At 60.9% G+C, this 18,274-nt stretch carries 16 protein-coding genes and 1 pseudogene; 2 read left to right on the top strand and 15 right to left on the bottom strand.

Annotated features, from left to right (window positions below; genetic code table 11):
* Positions 1-140 precede the first annotated feature (140 nt).
* A complete protein-coding gene (locus EB235_RS22435) occupies positions 141-332 on the top strand; it encodes a DUF2735 domain-containing protein (protein ID WP_027028863.1) in 192 nt (63 codons plus the stop codon).
* A 79-nt stretch (positions 333-411) separates the two neighbouring features.
* On the opposite strand, the gene EB235_RS22440 is transcribed toward EB235_RS22435, so the two are convergent.
* From EB235_RS22440 to EB235_RS22505, 14 genes and pseudogenes are all read right to left on the bottom strand, one after another.
* Positions 412-2,301, bottom strand: a complete 1,890-nt coding sequence (locus EB235_RS22440) for an MFS transporter (protein WP_027028862.1) — start codon at positions 2,299-2,301, stop codon at positions 412-414.
* Positions 2,302-2,451: 150 nt separating this feature from the next.
* The gene (locus EB235_RS22445; protein ID WP_027028861.1) at positions 2,452-3,258 is read right to left on the bottom strand and encodes an ATP12 family chaperone protein; all 807 of its coding nucleotides are present in this window, start codon (positions 3,256-3,258) and stop codon (positions 2,452-2,454) included.
* Positions 3,259-3,270: 12 nt separating this feature from the next.
* Positions 3,271-4,143 carry a DMT family transporter gene (locus EB235_RS22450; RefSeq protein WP_051429838.1) on the bottom strand — a complete coding sequence of 291 codons (873 nt, stop codon included), beginning with the start codon at positions 4,141-4,143 and terminating at the stop codon, positions 3,271-3,273.
* 47 nt (positions 4,144-4,190) lie between these two features.
* Positions 4,191-5,171: an RluA family pseudouridine synthase gene (locus EB235_RS22455; protein WP_027028859.1), complete on the bottom strand. Its 981-nt coding sequence runs from the start codon at positions 5,169-5,171 to the stop codon at positions 4,191-4,193.
* Positions 5,172-5,231: 60 nt separating this feature from the next.
* Positions 5,232-5,606: a fluoride efflux transporter CrcB gene (gene crcB / locus EB235_RS22460; protein WP_027028858.1), complete on the bottom strand. Its 375-nt coding sequence runs from the start codon at positions 5,604-5,606 to the stop codon at positions 5,232-5,234.
* Positions 5,607-5,647: 41 nt separating this feature from the next.
* Positions 5,648-6,016, bottom strand: coding sequence for a DUF779 domain-containing protein (locus EB235_RS22465; protein WP_027028857.1), 369 nt, complete (start codon positions 6,014-6,016; stop codon positions 5,648-5,650).
* Between the two features lie 106 nt (positions 6,017-6,122).
* A pseudogene (adh, locus tag EB235_RS22470) lies at positions 6,123-7,603 on the bottom strand (aldehyde dehydrogenase).
* 141 nt (positions 7,604-7,744) lie between these two features.
* Positions 7,745-8,716, bottom strand: coding sequence for a GAF domain-containing protein (locus EB235_RS22475; protein ID WP_027028856.1), 972 nt, complete (start codon positions 8,714-8,716; stop codon positions 7,745-7,747).
* Positions 8,717-8,893: 177 nt separating this feature from the next.
* Positions 8,894-10,582 (bottom strand): hypothetical protein, encoded by a 1,689-nt coding sequence (locus EB235_RS22480; protein WP_051429568.1) that lies wholly within the window; start codon positions 10,580-10,582, stop codon positions 8,894-8,896.
* On the bottom strand, positions 10,576-12,231 hold the full coding sequence (locus tag EB235_RS22485; RefSeq protein WP_027028854.1) for a hypothetical protein: 1,656 nt from the start codon (positions 12,229-12,231) through the stop codon (positions 10,576-10,578). Before EB235_RS22485 ends, EB235_RS22480 begins: the two co-directional genes overlap by 7 nt.
* 231 nt (positions 12,232-12,462) lie before the next feature.
* Positions 12,463-13,293: an aspartyl/asparaginyl beta-hydroxylase domain-containing protein gene (locus EB235_RS22490; RefSeq protein WP_027028853.1), complete on the bottom strand. Its 831-nt coding sequence runs from the start codon at positions 13,291-13,293 to the stop codon at positions 12,463-12,465.
* Between the two features lie 160 nt (positions 13,294-13,453).
* A complete protein-coding gene (locus EB235_RS22495; RefSeq protein WP_245268740.1) occupies positions 13,454-13,819 on the bottom strand; it encodes a DUF930 domain-containing protein in 366 nt (121 codons plus the stop codon).
* Positions 13,820-14,142: 323 nt separating this feature from the next.
* Positions 14,143-15,450: a replication-associated recombination protein A gene (locus EB235_RS22500; protein WP_027028851.1), complete on the bottom strand. Its 1,308-nt coding sequence runs from the start codon at positions 15,448-15,450 to the stop codon at positions 14,143-14,145.
* A gap of 58 nt (positions 15,451-15,508) precedes the next feature.
* The gene (locus EB235_RS22505; RefSeq protein ID WP_027028850.1) at positions 15,509-17,005 is read right to left on the bottom strand and encodes a DegQ family serine endoprotease; all 1,497 of its coding nucleotides are present in this window, start codon (positions 17,003-17,005) and stop codon (positions 15,509-15,511) included.
* A 140-nt stretch (positions 17,006-17,145) separates the two neighbouring features.
* Here EB235_RS22505 and EB235_RS22510 point away from each other — a divergent pair, with 140 nt between their 5' ends.
* Positions 17,146-17,757, top strand: coding sequence for a hypothetical protein (locus EB235_RS22510; protein WP_027028849.1), 612 nt, complete (start codon positions 17,146-17,148; stop codon positions 17,755-17,757).
* Between the two features lie 59 nt (positions 17,758-17,816).
* Here EB235_RS22510 and rplQ read toward each other — a convergent pair whose 3' ends face one another.
* Entirely contained in the window at positions 17,817-18,245 is a 429-nt protein-coding gene (gene rplQ, locus EB235_RS22515; protein ID WP_027028848.1) for a 50S ribosomal protein L17, read from the bottom strand.
* Between the last annotated feature and the right edge of the window lie 29 nt (positions 18,246-18,274).

The following is an 18,274-nucleotide window of genomic DNA, read 5'->3' on the forward strand; positions in this document are numbered from 1 at the left end:
GAGATCGATCAGAGGCATCAAATGCACAAATAGTAGGCAAACAATGATCTTTTCGTAGGCATATTGCCTAAAGGAATCGCAAGACTTATCTTCATTGAAAGATGAATCGCAAAACTCCTGAAAGAGAAAGGAGGCCGCTTATGGAAGCCACCATCTCCCGTCCGTCGGCAACAATCCTGATGTTCCCTCTGGCAGGGCGCAAATCTGCCTCAAATTTAGGCGCCAAGGCCAAATTCGCGGCAGAAGTGGCCTCGTTGCGTTATACGCACGCCGATTTTGACGGCTGGTATCACGAAGCGGCGGTCGAGGAAGACAATCAGCGCAAGAGCTGACCGCTTCTTCAGGTCTCAGATATGAAAAGCCCGGCGTGATTGCTCACCCCGGGCTTTTCATTGGACGATGATCCGCTGGCTACTCCTTGGCGTGCAGATTGGTGCCAAGCGTATCCTTGACGAAGATCATGCCGATGACGAGCGTGAATGCCGCGATCACCACCGGATACCAGAGGCCGTAGTAGATATCGCCCTTGTAGGCACTGAGCGCGAACACTGTCGCCGGCAGCAAGCCGCCGAACCAGCCATTGCCGATGTGATAGGGCAGCGACATGCCGGTATAGCGAATGCGGGTCGGGAACATCTCGACCAGGATCGCCGCGATCGGCCCGTAAACCATGGTCACGAACAGGATCAGGATGAACAGGATGCCGATTGTCATCGGCCAGTTCACCGCCGCCGGATCGGCGAACATGGCAAAGGCGCCGCCGCCCGGTATGTTGTAGACGGTGACCTCGGGTGCGCCCGTTGCCTCATCGCTGGTCAGCAGCTTGTCCTTGACTGCCTGGTCGGCCGGCACGGCTGTCTTTTCGCCACCACGGATGGCGGCCGCGTCCAGCTTGAGCTCAGGGTTGGCCGCGATAAACGCATCGAGTTTCTGGTCGGCAACCTTGATCGCCGCACGCTTCAGAGGATAACCGCCGTCCTGCAACGACATGTTGACGGCCTTGACGAAGGCGGCGTCCTTGGCTTTGGCCTGATCGCCGGCGGCGACAGCATCGTAGGACGCCACAGTTTCTGTTCCGATCTTGACTGATGCAGCGGTTCCGGCCGCGGCCGTCGACACCACGTCATAGGGAACCGAGTTCTTGGTGAGGAACGAAGTCGCGATGTCGCAGGACGTCGTGAACTTGGCGGTGCCGACCGGATTGAACTGGAACTTGCAGTCGCCAGGCGCCGCCGTCACCGTCGCCCGCGTGTTCTGCTGGGCCTTGGCAAGTGCGGGATTGGCAGCCCAGGTCAATGCCTTGAACAGCGGGAAAGTACAGACGATGGCGAGCGCAAGCCCAGCCATGATGATCGGTTTGCGGCCGATCTTGTCGGACAGCCAGCCGAAGACGACGAAGAAGATCGAGCCGAGCGCCAGCGCGACGGCGATCATGATGTTGACCGACTGCGCGTCGACCTTGAGCACGTTCTGCAGGAAGAACAGAGCGTAGAACTGGCCATTGTACCAGACGACGGCCTGGCCGGCGGTGAGGCCGAGCAATGCCAGCAGAGCGATCTTGGCGTTCTTCCACTGACCAAAGGCTTCCGAGAGCGGCGCTTTGGAGCCCTTCCCCTCGTCCTTCATCTTCTGGAAGGTTGGAGACTCCGAGAGAGACAACCGAATCCAGATCGAAACGGCGAGCAGCAGGAAAGAGACGATGAACGGAATGCGCCAGCCCCAGGCGGCGTAGGTCTCCTTGCTCAGCGATCCCTGCACGATGAGGATGACGATCAGCGACAGGAACAGGCCGAGCGTCGCTGTCGTCTGAATCCATGAGGTGTAGAAGCCGCGGCGGTCATCGGGCGCGTGCTCGGCGACATAGGTCGCCGCGCCGCCATATTCGCCGCCCAGCGCCAGGCCCTGCAGCATGCGCAGGACGATCAGGATCACAGGAGCCGCGATGCCTAGGGTTGCATAGCCAGGCAGCAGACCGACCAGGAAGGTCGACAGACCCATGATCGTCATGGTGACGAGGAATGTGTATTTGCGGCCGACAAGGTCGCCGATGCGACCGAACAGCAGCGCACCAAACGGGCGCACCAGGAAGCCTGCGGCAAAAGCCAGCAGCGCGAAGATGTTGCGCGTCGCCTCGGGAATGGTCGGGGCGAAAAAGGTCGAGCCGATGAAGGCCGCCAATGAGCCGTAGAGATAGAAATCGTACCATTCGAAAACGGTGCCGAGCGAGGAAGCGAAAATGACCTTCTTCTCTTCCCGCGTCATGCCGCGGCTTGCTCCGCCGGCGGTCGATGCAATTGCCATGGAATTGTCCTCCCGTGAGACCCTGTCCTCGATGCTGCGCCTATTCCGTCCGCGTTCTCCTCCGAGCGCGGACTCACGACAGCCATCAAGGAAAAAATGACAGAAAGCGCTCGCCAACGGCAGAGCGCCTTTGGGATTATGACTTTGGTATTAGGTGCGCTGCGGTAAAGCCTTAAGCGCTTCGAGAAGATCGACGGCAGCGATCATGTCGCGCTTGCGGGCGGCGCGGCGCGCGACAGCTTCGGCGTCCTGTCCCCACTGTTCGATCTGCCAGTCCTCGTCGACATGGCCGGCGGCCCAGGCGGCCTCCACGTCGAGCTCACCGAAGTCGACGGCCAGCGCCAGCAGCGCCGAACCGGTCAGCGACGTCATGACGTGGATGGCGGCCAGCCGCAGGGGTTCCGCACGCTGGCTGAGATGGACACCCAGCACCGCAATGGTTTCGCGCGGCTGCTCGACATGGATGATCCCCTCGGCAAGGTTGAAGCGTGCCCCTAGTGCGGCGCGTGCCCAATCGATGACCGGATCCCAGTGCTCGTTCTGCCGCTCGACCAGCCCTTGCGGTGCATCCGTGCGGTAACAGAGCAGATCGGACGAGGCAAAGCGCAATATGTCTTCCAGCACCGCCTGCGGATCGCTGGCGACGCCATCGATGGCGGTGTTGACCAGGCGCATCACCGGCATCGACACCGGATTGATCGTCTCGCCTTGCTCGGCGAACTCGTTTGCAACCAGCGTTGCAGCCGCTTCGGTCGGCAGCGCCAGCAGCGCCTTGCCCGGCGTGCGCACCGGCTTGCCGTCGAGATGCACGGCAAAACCGCCCTCCACCGGCGCAACGGAAACGGTCTTGTAGAAGCGCTTGGGCAGCGGCGTCTTCATCTGGATCTGGGCGCGACGCACCGGATCCGGATCGGAAAGATACTTGCCCGCTTCGAGGTCGCTGAGGATGTCACGCATGAAGAACCTCACTCACACCGGGGTCAGCTTGCGAGCTGGTCGGTTGACGATGATCAGGCCCGCCGCAATCAAGCCAAGTGCCAGGAAAATGCGAATGGTCAGCGGCTCGTTCAAGATGACCGCGCCGCACAAAACACCGAAAACCGGCGACAGGAAGGTGAAGCTGGACAGGCCGGAGGCCGGATAGCGGCGCAGCAGCCAGAACCACAGGACATAGGTGAAGGCAACGATAAAGACCGCCTGAAACAGCAGGGCCGACGTCGCCAACATCGTGGGATCGCGCACCGGTGGACCGGCAAGAGGCATCACCAGCATACCAACGACCGCCGCGCCCGCGAGCTGGTAGAGCAGCAGTTTTTCGGCGCTCGCCTCAACCAGTTTCGATCGCTTGATGAGGATATTGGTCAGCGCCCAGAAAAACCCGGAGCCAAGGCTCAACAGGTCACCGAACAGCATGTCGCCGCCGCCGCCGAGCTTGTCGGAAAAGACGGCGGCAAGGCCGGCGAAGGCCAGCAGCAGGCCAAGGAACTTGCGCAAGGTGATCTGTTCGCCAAGCAGGAAGTGGCCGCCGACCAGCATCCAGAACGGCATGGTGTTGACCAGCAGCGTGTTGCGGGCAACGGTCGTGTGCTCCAGGCCGACATAAAGGCAAAGGAACTCGATGCCGAACAGCACGCCAACCAGGATGCCGGCCAGCAATGTGCCATCGCGCGTGAACAGCGCGATGCCGCGCCAGCGGCACCAGAGGAAGACGCAGAAGCCGCCGATGACGGAGCGCGCGATCGACAGGAAGACCGGGTCGTAGCCGGTGTAGGAGATTTTCGCGGCGACGTAGTTCAGGCCCCAGGAAAAGGTCAGGCCGACCATGATGGCGGCGGCGGCCATGTCGACTGTGTCGCGCCGATCCAGCGCGTCGGCGGCGCCACTCAAGATCAATCCTCCGCGCTGGCGTCGTCGAAGCCGATCAGGTTCCAGCTCTGGCGCATATGCGGCGGCATCGGCGCGGTGACATCGATGACGCCCTTGTCGGGATGCGGAATGATGATGCGGCGCGCATGCAGATGCAGGCGGTTTTGAATGCCACCAGGGAAATCCCAGTTGGTGTCGGCCTCGAAATATTTCGGGTCGCCGATGATCGGGCAGCCGATATAGGCGGCATGAACGCGAAGCTGGTGGGTGCGGCCCGTATAAGGCTCCATCTCCAGCCATGTCATGGTCTGCGCCGCCTGCTCGATGATGCGGTAGTAGGACACGGCGTGGTCGGCGCCCTTTTCGCCATGCGCGGCCACCCGCACGCGGTCGCCGTCCTCGGTCGGCTCCTTGATCAACCAGGTCGAGATCTTGTCCTCGCGCTTCGGCGGCACGCCTTTGACCAGGGCCCAGTAGGTCTTCTTCGTTTCGCGGGCGCGAAACGCTTCCGATAGCTTCATGGCGGCAAGCCGGCTGCGCGCGACGACCAGAACGCCCGACGTGTCGCGATCCAGACGATGGACCAGCCGCGGCTTCTCGCCCTTCTGGTTGCGCCAGGCTTCCAGCATGTCGTCGACATTGCGGGTGACGCCAGAACCGCCCTGCACCGCGAGGCCTGCCGGCTTGTTGAAGACGAAAACCTTCGGGTCCTCATGGATCAGCATTTTTGCCAGGACGTCGGCATCGCCCTGGTTGCGGATCGAGTGGCCGGTCAGCGCGCTCTCGCCCTTCTTGTCGACCTCGAGCGGCGGAACACGGACCACCTGGCCAGGCTCGACACGGCTGTCGGCCTTGACCCGGCCGCCATCGACGCGAATCTGGCCTGAACGCAGCAACTTCTGCAGATGGCCGAAGCCAAGCCCCGGGAAATGGGTCTTGAACCAGCGATCGAGCCGCATGCCCGCCTCGCCGGCCTCCACCGTGATCTGTTCAACGCCTGCCATATTGTCTTCGCTTATCCGTTTTTTAGCAGCGCTTGGCCTGCTCTTGGCGCGGCAATAGCACTAAGGCAGGCTTCTTGCGAGCCAAAGTCCCAGGAACAGGGCGATAATGGCGCCAATGACGCTGGCCAGCGCGTATCCAAATGCCGGCAGCGTGGCTCCCCGCTCCCACAGCGTCGCGAAATCCAGTGAAAAGGCTGAAAAGGTGGTGAAGCCGCCAAGGATGCCGGTGGCGACGAAAAGCCTTAGTTCGTTCGACCCGCCACGGCGCATCAGGGCGGCGATAAACAGGCCCATGGCAAAGGAGCCGACGATGTTGATGACGATCGTGCCCCAGGGATAATTTGGCCCGATTAGGCGCAGCGCGCCGATGTTGGTGAGATGTCGGATGCCAGCGCCAATGCCGCCGCCAATGACTACGAGAAGCAGATTGAACATCGTCGTTTATTGCCCCTGCCGGGGCAGCAACGTCAATCCCTTCAAGCCTGAGTTGATACTTCCGGAATGGCACAGACGGTTGAACGTGTCAGGAATCGCCTCTCGCGACCGTTGTCGAGCGAGAACATCCCGCCCCTGCCCGGCACCACGTCGATGATGAGGTCGGTGTGCTTCCAGACCTCAAACTGCGAAGAACTGATATAGACCGGCGTCTCGCCGATCTCACCCAGCATCACATCATTATCGCCGACGATAAAATCGTTCTGGGGATAGCACATCGGCGAGGAGCCGTCGCAACAACCACCCGACTGGTGGAACAGCACCGGACCGTGATCGGCGATGATTTCTGCCAGAAAAGCTCTGGCCTCCGGCGTCGCCGAGACTTTTCCGAGGGAAACCTTGTCGAGCATGCCGTCCTCCTTCGTGAATGGATCAAGGCGAGGCCCGTGAGCCTCGCCTTGCAAGTAGAGCGCGCATGATCCCTCGGAAAGGATCATGCGCTGCCTCGGGAGGCTCTCAGAAGAAGCCGAGCTTCTTCGGGCTGTAGCTGACCAGCATGTTCTTGGTCTGCTGATAGTGGTCGAGCATCATCTTGTGGTTCTCGCGGCCGATGCCGGATTGCTTGTAGCCGCCAAACGCCGCGTGTGCAGGATAGGCGTGGTAGCAATTGGTCCACACACGGCCGGCCTGGATGGCGCGGCCGAAGCGGTAGCAGCGGTTCGCATCGCGGCTCCAGATGCCGGCGCCGAGGCCGTAGAGCGTGTCATTGGCGATCGACAGCGCCTCGTCGTCATCCTTGAAGGTGGTGACGGACACCACCGGCCCAAAAATCTCCTCCTGGAAGACGCGCATCTTGTTGTGGCCCTTGAACACGGTCGGCTTCACGTAATAGCCGCCGGCAAGATCCCCAGGCAGATGGTTCTGCTCGCCACCGATCAGCACCTGGGCGCCTTCCTGCTTGCCGATGTCGAAATAGCTCAGGATCTTCTCCAGCTGTTCGCTCGATGCCTGCGCACCGACCATGGTTGCCGGGTCGAGCGGATCGCCCTGGACGATCGCCTCGACGCGCTTCAGCGCCTTCTCCATGAACTTGTCGTAGATCTTCTCATGCACCAGCGCCCGGCTGGGGCATGTGCAGACCTCGCCCTGGTTGAGCGCGAACATGACGAAGCCTTCGATCGCCTTGTCGAAGAAATCATCATCCTCCGATGTCACGTCCTGGAAGAAGATGTTGGGCGACTTGCCACCGAGTTCCAGCGTCACCGAGATCAGGTTCTGGCTGGCATATTGCGAAATCAGCCGGCCGGTCGTGGTCTCGCCGGTGAAGGCGATCTTGGCGATGCGGTTCGACGAGGCGAGCGGCTTGCCGGCCTCGAGGCCAAAGCCGTTGACGATGTTGAGCACGCCGTCCGGCAACAGATCGCCGATCAGGTCCGCCCACAGCATGATGGTGGCCGGTGTCTGTTCGGCGGGCTTCAGCACAACGCAATTGCCGGCGGCAAGTGCCGGCGCCAGTTTCCACACGGCCATCAGCAGCGGGAAATTCCAGGGAATGATCTGGCCGACGACGCCCAGCGGCTCATGGAAATGATAGGCAACGGTGTCATCGTCGATTTGCGACAGGCTGCCTTCCTGAGCGCGAGCGGCAGATCGGCGGCGGTCGTCTCGCGGATCGGCTTGCCATTGTCCCAGGTCTCGGCCAGCGCCAGCAGGTCGAGATTGTCTTCCATGCGGTCGGCGATCCGGTTGAGGATCAACGCGCGCGCAGCCGGGCTGGTCCTGCCCCAGGCGTCCTTGGCCTTATGGGCGGCATCAAGTGCCAGTTCAATATCGGCGGCATTGCCGCGGGCGATCTCGCCCAGCGGGCGGCCGTTTACCGGGGATATGTTCTCGAAATACTGTCCCGACGACGGAGCGACCCATTTGCCGCCGATATAGTTGTCGTATCGCTTGGCGAAGGGAACCTTGGCCGTGCGGGAAAATTCAACTTTGTTCATCGTCTTCCTCCCAAGAAGCAGCGCCACGGAATGTGACGCGTCATCGTGAAGAGTTGGCGATGATGTCCGGCTTGTCAGCCCTGGCCGGTCACTCGCCGTGGCCGACTGTCGCAGATCTGCGACAGTCGCCAACCGGAAAGCTCAGTGCGGTCGGCGAATGCCGAAACGGGCAAGCTTGCGGTGCAAGGTCGCCCGCGAGATTCCGAGACTGCCGGCCGCCGCCGAGACATTGCCTTCGGCCCGCGCCATGGCGCGCTGCACCACGCCACGCTCGGCTTCATCCAGGTCTTCAGTTGCCTTGGCCGAGCCGCCGAGGATATCGGCGGCAGGCAGGCCCTTGGCCAAGGCCTGCTGTGTGATCCCAAGACCGAGGCGCGCCGAACGCGTTGCGCCGACCACCAGATCGTCGGCATCGACGGCGATCAATGCGCTGGCGCTGCGTTCGGCGACCGGCGCCAGCAGGATGCGGGCATCGGAAAATGCCAGGCGAAAATTCTCGGCCTCGATGCGGCGCGCGGCGTCGCCCACGGCCATGGCGATCAGGTTGACGAAGCCTTCGGTCAGGTCTGACCGGCAGGATGACACATCGAGCGCAGCGGCCAGATTGCCTTCGTGATCGTAGATCGGCGCCGTGGTGCAACTGAGCAGTGTGTTGCGTGAGAAAAAATGCTGGTCGCGGTGGATGGTCAGCGCGCGCTGGTCGGCAAGGCAAGTGCCGATGCCGTTGGTGCCCTCGGAGTCCTCGCTCCACACCGTGCCCGTCCACAACCCCCACTCGTCGAATGTATCGTCATCAGCGACGGCGCCGCGGCGTTGGACCGGAATACCGTCACGGTCGGCAAGCAGCACACAGCAGCCAACGCCGCCAACGGCAAGGTAAAGACGGTCAAGGCTCGCATCCGCGGCGCGCAGCAATGGCTCGATGCGTTGCCGGGCCTCGCTCAACTCGCTTTCGGTGAGACGTCGCGGCGCCTTGCGTTCGGCCGGATCGAGGCCGTGCAGAGTGAGCGAGCGCCGCCACGACGCAACCAGCGCCGAGCGCGCCGCATCGTTGCTGGCGATGGAGGCCTGGATGAAATCCGCATGGTGACCCGTCGGCTGCCGTCCGCTCACCTCATCCTCCCAAGGCGATTGTCGCTTCCAACTCAAGCAGCGTTATATCCGTTCAGATATATCCGCAGCATTGAGTTTTAGAGGACCGGGGCTTGAGGGCGCTATAGGACGATGGTGCAAGAGCGGCTGCGCAGTGCGGCCAGGCCGGGAACCTGTACCGGGATAGGCCGTCGATCGTCACCGTTGAGGCGTTGTCCAGTCCGGATATTTCTTTCTGAACTCGGCGTAGAGCGCTTCGATCTCGGCTTTGCTGACCGGGCGCATCTGCTCATAGAGATAGCCGGCGACGCCGCCGGAGAGCTGATAGGTTTCGATACGTTTGTATGCCGCCCCGATGCCCTTGCCTTCGAGGATATATTGATCCGGGATCGTGATGCAGAGCTGCGCGCCCGGCTGCAAATGCGCCACAGGAGGATCGGTTGCGACGATGTATCTGGATTGCAGTGTCTCGGGCCTGAATTGCTCCCGGCTGTCCACCTGGCAAGCCAGGCTTACGTGCGGGGACAAATCCTTGTTCATCTCGTAAAGCAGCGCCTCGTTCATCACAGGGCTCGAAGCAAACACCGAGAAACGGTCCTCGGGTCCCATCCTGCTGGCGAGGTCGTCCATCAGCCGTCCGTATTCAGGGAGATTGTCGAGGTGAAGAGGAAGCGTGTCTTCCCTGGCAAAAACGAAGCTGACCGGTGACAGCAACTGGCGACCGATCGGGAAGAACGTGCCTGCAAAAGCCAATATGGCGGCAATGGCTATGACTGCGGTTGACCACCGCCATCGCAACGCCGGCATTGAAACGATCGCAACGATCGCCTGGGCATAGGCAGGAAAGAGCCAGAGAAACATCGGCAAGGAATGGTGGCGGTCCGGATCCTGCGTGTGCGAAAAAATCAGAAAGGTGAGCACCGAGGCAACGGCGCACAACAAGGAAAATCTGTTGCGGCGTACAACAGAGATGCAGAGGCCCAACAGAATCAGCAGCCAGTTCAGATAGCTCAATCGCGAGCCTACCTCGGCAAGCTGCGATACGAAGGTGGTCCTGTAGCCGCTGTAGAGGTCGGCGTAGCTGGTTCCCATGATCCTGACGACCAGAGGCTGCTGGAAGATCAGCGCGGCCGCGACAATGACAAGGATTGCATAGATCCCTCCCAACGCGGCGTTCCGCAAGGGCAAAAACTTCCGCTCCGTTGCAGCCTGAAACAAGCAAAAGAAGGCAGCCGAAATGGCGATCCCCATGACAGCGAAGGCGTACCAGCGACGCAGCATGAATGCCAACCACAGATAGGCGCCGACGCGTACACCGCTGCTCACCGGTTCACGGGTGAGGAATTCTGATTTCCAGAGATAGTAGGTCGCGCCGGCGAGCGCGAGGCAACCGGCAATGTCCGGCAGCCCACGCAGCGTCGGCGCCCAGAACGGCGTATAGAGAAAGGCTGCGATCCAGACGGCAAGCACAGTTCGCGATGAAGGAGCCCCGGAAACCGCCTCCATATGGCTCATTCTTCCGATGAAAAGAGCCGTGGGAATGAGGTAAACCGTGACGATCCCGGCGATGTATGAAAGCCTTGAACCGCCGAAAACGACGTGAAACGGCATCAGCGGCGCAAGGATGGCGGCACTCAAATCTTCCGTCGCTATCGAGGTTTTCAGTTGGCCGAGCCACTGAACGGGACTAGCGGCCAGGAGCGCGCCCTGTTCGTTGAACCTGTCGAAATAGCCGGCGAAATCCCAATAATAAACGGCGTCTTCGAGATTGAGGTAAATCGCGGTCAATGCTGCGCCAAGCAGCGCGCTGACGATGTAAATTCCCGACCAGAATCCGAAAACCTTATTCTCTCGAGGCCGCCGCCCGCTCGGGCCGATCGTCACCATTGCGGCGTTGCCCAGTCCGGATATTTCTTCCTGAACTCGGCGTAGAGCGCATCGATCTCGGCTTTGCTGACCGGGCGCATCTGCTCATAGAGATAACCGTTCACGCCGCCGGACAATTGGTACTGCGCAATGCGCTTGTATGCGGCACCGATGCCCTTGCCCTCGAAGATATACTGGTTGGGAATCGTGACACAGATCTGCGCGCCCGGCTGCAGATGCGTAACAGGCCGGTCCGTCACGACGACATACCTGGATTTCAATGCGTCCGGCTGGAAGCGATCACGACTGTCCACCTGGCAAATCCACCCGACATACGTAAACAGGTCCGGTTTCATGCCGAACAACAGCGCGTCGCTCATCACAGGACCCGAGGCAAACACCGAAAAACGGTCCTGCGGTCCCATCCTGCCGATGAGGTCATCGATCAGGCGTTTGTATTCAGGAAGATTGTCGAGGTGCAGGGGAAGCGTGGCTTCCCTGGCGAAGACGAAGCCAACCGGCGACAACAGCTGACGGCCGGCTGGAAAAAACGTGCCCAGAAAAGCAAGTCCGGCAAAAGCGGCCATGGCGGCGGTCGACCATCGTGATTTCAGGGTTGGCGCCGAGACGATGGAGACGATTGCCTGGGCATAGGCGGGAAAGAGCCAAAGGAATATTGGCAGCGAATGATGACGTTCCGGGTCCTGCGTCCGGATAAAGATCAGGAAGGTGAGCACCGAAGCCATGGCGCAGAACAAGGCAAACCCGTTGCGGCGCACTACGGAGAAGTAGAGGCCTGCTATGATCAGCGCCCAGTTCAGATAGCTGAGCCGGGATCCGATTTCACCGAGTTGGGTGACAAAGTTTGTCCTGTAGCCGCTGTAAAGGTCGCCGTAGCTGGTTCCCAGGATCTTGCCGATCAGTGGCAGCTGGAAGTTCAACGCTGTGGCGGCAATGAGGAAAAACACACACGCGCCGCCCAGAGCCGCGTTGCGGAAGGCCGGCAAATCCCGGTCTCTTGCGATCTGCCGCAAACCCAGCAATGCCGCCGAAACGGTGATCCCGATGGCGGCATAGGCGTACCAGCGGCGTAGCATGAACGCCAACCACAGGCACGCGCCGACGGACATTGCGCTCAACACGGGTTCGCGGGTCAGGAACTTTGACTTCCAGAGAAAATAGGTTGCCGCGGTCAAAGCGAGACAGCCGGCAACATCAGGCATTCCACGCAGCGTCGGCGCCCAGAACGGAGTATACAGAAAGGCGGCACTCCAGACGGCGATCCAACTTCGGGAAGGCGTCTCGGACGTCGCCTCCAGATAGCTTATTCTGCCGATGAAAAGAACCGCCGGGACCAGGTAAACCGCGACAATCCCGAAAACGAAGGAAAGTCGTGAGCCGCCAAAAACGATGTGAAACGGCATCAGGGGCACCAGGATCGCCACGCCGTAATCTTCGGTCGCGATAGAGATGCTCAATTGGCTCAGCCACTTGAAGGGGCTCTCGACCATGAGAGCGCCCTGCTGGTTGAACATGTTGAAATAGGCAGCGTAGTCCCAATAGTAGACGGACTCTTCGAGATTTACGTACACAGCGCTGAGGGCGACCCCAATCAACACTGTGCATAGGTAGGTACCCGTCCAGAATCCGAAGATCTTGTTCTTTGTCACTCGAAGCCGCCAAGGAGGGGAAGAGAACTGCCGGGACCGAACCGAAGCCATCCCCTGACACCGCCAGGGGCCGCTCCAGCGAATCTTGTGACTAGATTCATATAGTGAATTGTTGAGAGCCCAAATGGGCCGATGCTTGAAACGCGCACGTCGCAAGCATAGAGAACGCCCATAAAGGGCCCAGGAAGCTGCCGTTAGCGGCGCTGCCGGCAGCGTTGACGGGCTCTCAGTTCAGGTGGTTTCGACCTTCTTCGGCTTGGTCGAGCCGATCATCTTCCAGTTCTTGTAGAACATCGAATTGATACGCTCGACGCTGACCGAGACCACCGCGAGCATGCCTGCGATCAGCCCCGGGAACGGGGACGGCCTGATAATGTCCATGAACACGCAGTAGCGGCGGCCATCATATTCATTGACCGAGCGATGCAGCAGCGTGTCGTCGAAAATGAACAGCGGATTGTCGTACCAGTAGTTCTTGACGCTGCCGCATTCGACGAAGATCTCCGACTTCACCGGGACCAGATTGTAGAGGATGCGCAGACTGAGCCGCAGCGGTCCGAAATGCCAGGAGGTCGATTCGCGCTTGCTGAAAACGGAAACGGCGATCGTCTTGATGTATTTGAAATCCTTGTTGAACTCGGCGACGTTGTCGATTTTGTGCTTGCCGTACCACTGGTAGACATACATGCCGCGTCGGCCGGCGCCGAAATTAGCGTCGATGTCGGCGATGATCTCGTCCTTGCGCGCTTTGAAGATGTCCAGGACCTCATTGACCTCGCGCTGATAGTCAGCGGGAAACTGCTCCAGCTTCCACACGCCGGGATTTCTGTAGCAGAAGAGATCGACCAGTAGATTGAACGGCGACAGCAGCCAGGTGAACAGGCCGTTGCCGAGGAAGTAGCCTGAGAACAGCGACAGATCCTTCCTGTCGTTGCGCAGCACGTCGATCAGGCCGCAAACGATGAAGATCGTCGTCAGGATGGGGATGAAATAGAAGCCAAGGGCGAGAAGCGGGATGGCAATGGCGAATTTGCGAAGCGATTTGCGAAGGGTTTTTGTCATTTTTCCACGCGCGGAGCGCGATCCTGTTGCGAATGAGGTGCCAAAATCTCGGCAACGACCACCGCCCGGTCGTGCGCCTTGATAAGGTTTTTTGGGTCACCACACAACGGCCACGGCATTGTGGCCAGGCGGCTGCCTGGTGGAGCCCGCCGGATTTCGGTTAGTGCACCGCCGGCAAGCCAAGCTCGTCCCATTTTTCCCTGGCCACGGGATCGCCGACCAGGAACTCAAAGCCGATGACGCTTTCGCCGTCCTGTGCGAGCTGGCATTTGAATTTCAGACCATACCAGTTTCTGCGACTGCGGAAAGCCGCACCAGTTGCTGCAATCGTGGTTCCTGTGATTTTTTCCTCCGCCATTGCATAGGGCACGACCCGCTCCGGCTGAAAGTCCGCGCGCCAGCGGCGAATCTGGTCCATGGCTTCAAGATTGCACAATTGCACCATTCGTTCGTCGGAGGCGAAGGTCGCGAGATCGGCGCGCGCCTGCCGGCTGCGCGGATCGGCAAGCGTCTTGGCCGACAGCATTTCAGTCGGCCGGATCATGGCCGGAGCAGTGGGCAGTTGAGTTTGAGGGGCATTCGGCGGTGGCGTTGGTGTTGGTGCCGGCGCTCGCGCCTCTGGCGCCGGAAGCGGTGCTGGCGCTGGCCGTGGCCTTGTCGAAGCCTCGAACTGCTGCGGTGTCAGGATGTCGACCGACACCCGCTCTTCCTCCAGCCGTTTGGGCGGCTTGGGCAATGGCATCAAGGCCAGAGTGGCGGCGAGCAGCGTGTGGAGAACGACCGAGGCTGGAATGCCCCAAGGCGAGGCCTCGGTTCGCAGCGTGACGACCACCGGGCCGCGCAAGCCTGTTATTCCCGCTCTTTGCGCAGCTTCGCCCAATAATCGAGCCGCTTTCGGATGTCGCGCTCGAAACCGCGCTCAGGCGGATCATAGAAAGTCTGGCGGCCCATTTTCTCCGGGAAATAGTCCTGACCCGAAAAGGCGTCCGGCTCATCGTGATCATAGCGATAGCCAGCGCCATAGTCCTCTTCCTTCATCAGCTTGGTCGGCGCGTTGAGGATATGCTTCGGCGGCAGCAGCGAGCCATGCTCCTTGGCGGCGCGCGTGGCCGCCTTGAAGGCGGTGTAGACGGCGTTGGATTTGGGCGCGGTGGCGAGATAGACAGTGGCCTCGGCAAAGGCGAGTTCGCCCTCCGGTGAGCCGAGATAATCGTAGGCGTCCTTGGCGGCATTGGCGATGACCAGCGCTTGGGGATCGGCAAGGCCGATATCCTCCATCGCCATGCGCACCAGCCGGCGGCCGAGATAGAGCGGATCCTCGCCAGCATCGAACATGCGGGCGAGATAGTAGAGCGCGGCATCGGGATCGGAGCCGCGTACCGACTTGTGCAGCGCGGAGATCAGATTGTAGTGCCCGTCCTGGCCCTTGTCATAGATCGGCGCACGGCGCTGGACGATGCGCTGCAGCCCCTCAGGATCGAAGATCTCGCCAGGCTTGGCGGCACGCCAGACTTCCTCGGCGAGCGTCAGTGATGCGCGTCCATCGCCATCGCTCATGCGGATCAGCATCGTACGCGCCTGGTCGTCGAGCGGCAGCGCCCTGCCCTCGGTCTCCTCTGCCCGCGTCATCAGCTTGGCGATGCTCTCCTCGCCCAGCGAATGAAAGACCATGACGCGCGCACGAGACAACAGAGCCGCGTTGAGTTCGAAGGACGGGTTTTCGGTTGTGGCGCCAACCAGGACGACCGTCCCATCCTCCATGACAGGGAGAAAGGAATCCTGCTGGGCCCGGTTGAAGCGATGGATCTCGTCAACGAAAAGCAGCGTCTGGCGGCCGTTGGCACGACGCAACTTGGCGCCCTCGAACACTTTCTTCAGGTCGGCAACGCCGGAAAAGACCGCCGATATCTGCTCGAAGGCCAGGCTGGTCTCGCCGGCCAGCAGCCTTGCCACCGTGGTCTTGCCGGTGCCGGGCGGACCCCAGAAAATCATCGAACCGAGCGAGCCCGAACCGATCAGCCGCGTCAGTGCGCCATCGGGGCCTGTCAGATGCTCCTGGCCGACAACTTCGTCGAGGTTTTTCGGTCGCAGCCTGTCGGCCAGCGGCCGCCCGGGCGGCACCTTCTCCGGTTCGTCAACGCTGAACAGATCGGCCATTTATGTCTTCAGGTTGGGGCATATCTTCAGGTTGGAGCCCGGCCCTTCCGGATCGAGCTCAGTAACGCAATACCTGGCGCAGTATCTGCCCGCCGCGCTCGACGGTAAAGCGCCACCAGCGCGTATCCTGCTGGGCTACCTGCGCCAGCGTTGTGGCGGTGTCGATGGTGGTGCCGTTGACCTCGCGCACGATGTCGCCCGGCTGGAAGCCGAAATCGGCGGCCGGCGAATCGCGATTGATGTCGATCACCGTCACGCCCTTGAGATCGGTGCGCAGGCCGAGCTTCTGGGCAAGCCGCGGGGACAGTTCCGCAACCTTGGCGCCCGAGAACGGGCTGCGGCCATGCAGCGTCACTTCCGAGGCTTTCGCCCCCTCCGGCGCGCGCTCCAGCGCGATGTCCATCGCCGCCTGCTGGCCCTTGGTCAGGATTGCGAAATTTGCCTTGGTGCCGATCGACAGCGTCGCCATACGATAGTCCAGCGCCTCGATGCTTTCGACGGGCTTGCCGTTGATCTGCAACACGACATCGCCCGGCTTCAACCCGGCCTTGCCGGCAGGCCCTGTCGCCTCGACCGAGGACACCAGGGCGCCAGTCGGCTTTTCCATGGCAAGCGATTCGGCGATCTGCGGCGTCACTGCTTCGAATTCGGCGCCGATATAGGGCCGTTCGAAGAAGTCGAGGCCGGCCTTGGCGGCATCGGCGAAAGCCCGCACCATATTGGCGGGGATGGCAAAACCGATGCCGATCGAGCCGCCACTGCGGCTATAGATGGCCGTATTGATGCCAACCAGCTGGCCGCCCATGTTGATCAGAGCACCGCCGGAATTGCCGGGGTTGATGGCGGCGTCGGTCTGGATGAAGTAGCCCGAATCCGAGACGCCGATATGGCTGCGGGCAAGTGCCGAAACAATGCCGCTGGTGGTGGTCTGGCCGACACCGAAGGGGTTGCCAATGGCCAGCACCAGATCGCCGACCTCGAGCGCGTCGGAATCGCCGATGGCGATGACCGGAAACGGCTTGTCGGATTCGATCTTGAGCACTGCGAGATCGAGCGTCTCGTCCTTGAGCATCACCTTGCTGGTGAATTCGCGCCCATCGGCGGTCGCCACCTTGACCTCGTCGGCATCCTTGATGACGTGGAAATTGGTGACGATGACACCGCTTGGGTCGACGAGCACGCCCGAGCCCAGCGATGACTGCGCGCGCGGCTGGGCGCGGCCGAAAAACTCCTCGAAGAATGGATCGCCTTCAAAAGGTGATGTGACCTTGGCCGTCTGCGAGGCGTAGACGTTGACCACGGCGGGCGCCGTCTGCTTGACCAGCGGCGCGAACGAAAGCTGCACCTCCTCACGGCCGAACGGCACCCGCTTGTCCGGGCCGGAGGTCGAGTTTTCGCCCTCGACGCCGTGCAACAGGTCGGTCAGCACATCGGAGAGACCAGGATCAGCCTTGGGAGCGGCGGCGTCCTCGGCAAGCGCTTGCCTCACTGCCGGCGCGGCTGCGAACACCATGAAGGCGCAGAGCAGAACAAGGGACAGTCTTTTGGCGCGCATTCGCGAATCCTCCAAGGCAAGTTCGGGCGCATTGTCCCGACGATTGTGCAAAATGAAAGGCTAAGCCGCTGAAATCCGACTATTTTTAGCAGCAAAAGAGCTACAGCTGAACTTGAAACCGAAAAACCGCGCCGGACCTCATGAAAACACAACTGGTGTCATTCCGTGACTTTTTGAAGACCGGCAGATTGGGTGCGGTCTCTCCTGATATGACAATGGCCGAGATTGCCGACGTGATCGGCATACCTGAGCATGCCGATCCGGACTACTGGACGTTCGGAAAACTCGAAATCTCCTTTGATGTCGAGCCGCCTTACCGGATGAACTGGTTTCAAATCGAAGAGGCCGGTTACCTCAAAGGCGATTTGGAGGTTCTCACCGATCGCTTGGTACTTTCCCTCGACGGCTTCAGCGGAAAGACAAAGCCATCAGAGTTCCTGGAGGCCGGCCTTTGGACACCAGATCAGGCCAAGGTTTTCTACGCCGCGTCCTGCTATGACATCGGGATGAATATCTGCGCCGGAACTATCCAGATGCATTTTCATGTACCCACCGACTTCATCGCCGACCAAGACGCCGAAGCATATTTGAGCGCGTCCTCCCCGTCGCAATCGATGGCGAAAATCGACTCCCGAGCCGTCCTCGACAGTATCTATTCATACCCGCACCCGAAGACTGAAGAGGTACCGGGTGCATTCAATTGGAAGCTGTTGAGCGGAAGCCAGTACCTGGCGCTGGCCGATGGACGGTAAACCTGACGAACAAAAAGGGGCCCGCAGGCCCCTTTAATTCTCTCCGGAAAGACCGAGCCTTATGCGGCTGCGGCCTCGTCGGTGCCTTCGGCTTCGATGCGGGCGCGATCGCCGGCGCCCTTGGCCGAGGTGTCGCGATCGACGAATTCGATGACGGCCATAGCGGCATTGTCGCCGTGACGGAAGCCCGCCTTCATGATGCGCAAGTAGCCGCCATTGCGGTTGGCGTAGCGCGGCGCGATCGTGTCGAACAAGCGCTTGACGACGCCTTCATTGCCGATCTGGGCAATGACCTGGCGGCGGGCGTGCAGGTCGCCGCGCTTGCCAAGCGTCACCAGCTTCTCGACGATCGGACGCAGGTCCTTGGCCTTCGGCAAGGTGGTGACGATCTGCTCGTGCTCGAGCAGCGACACGGCGAGGTTGGCGAACATCGACTTGCGATGGCTAATGCTTCGGGCGAAGCGGCGGCCTTTGAAACCGTGGCGCATGGCTCTTTTCCTTCTTCAGTTGTTCAAGA

The sequence above is a fragment of the Mesorhizobium loti R88b genome, from assembly GCF_013170845.1.
Taxonomy (GTDB): Bacteria; Pseudomonadota; Alphaproteobacteria; order Rhizobiales; family Rhizobiaceae; genus Mesorhizobium; species Mesorhizobium loti_B.

Excerpts from the sequence above, each read along its gene's own strand:
- EB235_RS22435 (WP_027028863.1), top strand. The coding sequence starts at position 141 with ATGGAAGCCACCATCTCCCGTCCGTCGGCAACAATCCTGATGTTCCCT.
- EB235_RS22440 (WP_027028862.1), bottom strand. The coding sequence starts at position 2,301 with ATGGCAATTGCATCGACCGCCGGCGGAGCAAGCCGCGGCATGACGCGG.
- EB235_RS22445 (WP_027028861.1), bottom strand. The coding sequence starts at position 3,258 with ATGCGTGACATCCTCAGCGACCTCGAAGCGGGCAAGTATCTTTCCGAT.
- EB235_RS22450 (WP_051429838.1), bottom strand. The coding sequence starts at position 4,143 with ATGGCCGCCGCCGCCATCATGGTCGGCCTGACCTTTTCCTGGGGCCTG.
- EB235_RS22455 (WP_027028859.1), bottom strand. The coding sequence starts at position 5,171 with ATGGCAGGCGTTGAACAGATCACGGTGGAGGCCGGCGAGGCGGGCATG.
- crcB (WP_027028858.1), bottom strand. The coding sequence starts at position 5,606 with ATGTTCAATCTGCTTCTCGTAGTCATTGGCGGCGGCATTGGCGCTGGC.
- EB235_RS22465 (WP_027028857.1), bottom strand. The coding sequence starts at position 6,016 with ATGCTCGACAAGGTTTCCCTCGGAAAAGTCTCGGCGACGCCGGAGGCC.
- EB235_RS22480 (WP_051429568.1), bottom strand. The coding sequence starts at position 10,582 with ATGGTGACGATCGGCCCGAGCGGGCGGCGGCCTCGAGAGAATAAGGTT.
- EB235_RS22490 (WP_027028853.1), bottom strand. The coding sequence starts at position 13,293 with ATGACAAAAACCCTTCGCAAATCGCTTCGCAAATTCGCCATTGCCATC.
- EB235_RS22495 (WP_245268740.1), bottom strand. The coding sequence starts at position 13,819 with ATGCTGTCGGCCAAGACGCTTGCCGATCCGCGCAGCCGGCAGGCGCGC.
- EB235_RS22500 (WP_027028851.1), bottom strand. The coding sequence starts at position 15,450 with ATGGCCGATCTGTTCAGCGTTGACGAACCGGAGAAGGTGCCGCCCGGG.
- EB235_RS22505 (WP_027028850.1), bottom strand. The coding sequence starts at position 17,005 with ATGCGCGCCAAAAGACTGTCCCTTGTTCTGCTCTGCGCCTTCATGGTG.
- EB235_RS22510 (WP_027028849.1), top strand. The coding sequence starts at position 17,146 with ATGAAAACACAACTGGTGTCATTCCGTGACTTTTTGAAGACCGGCAGA.
- rplQ (WP_027028848.1), bottom strand. The coding sequence starts at position 18,245 with ATGCGCCACGGTTTCAAAGGCCGCCGCTTCGCCCGAAGCATTAGCCAT.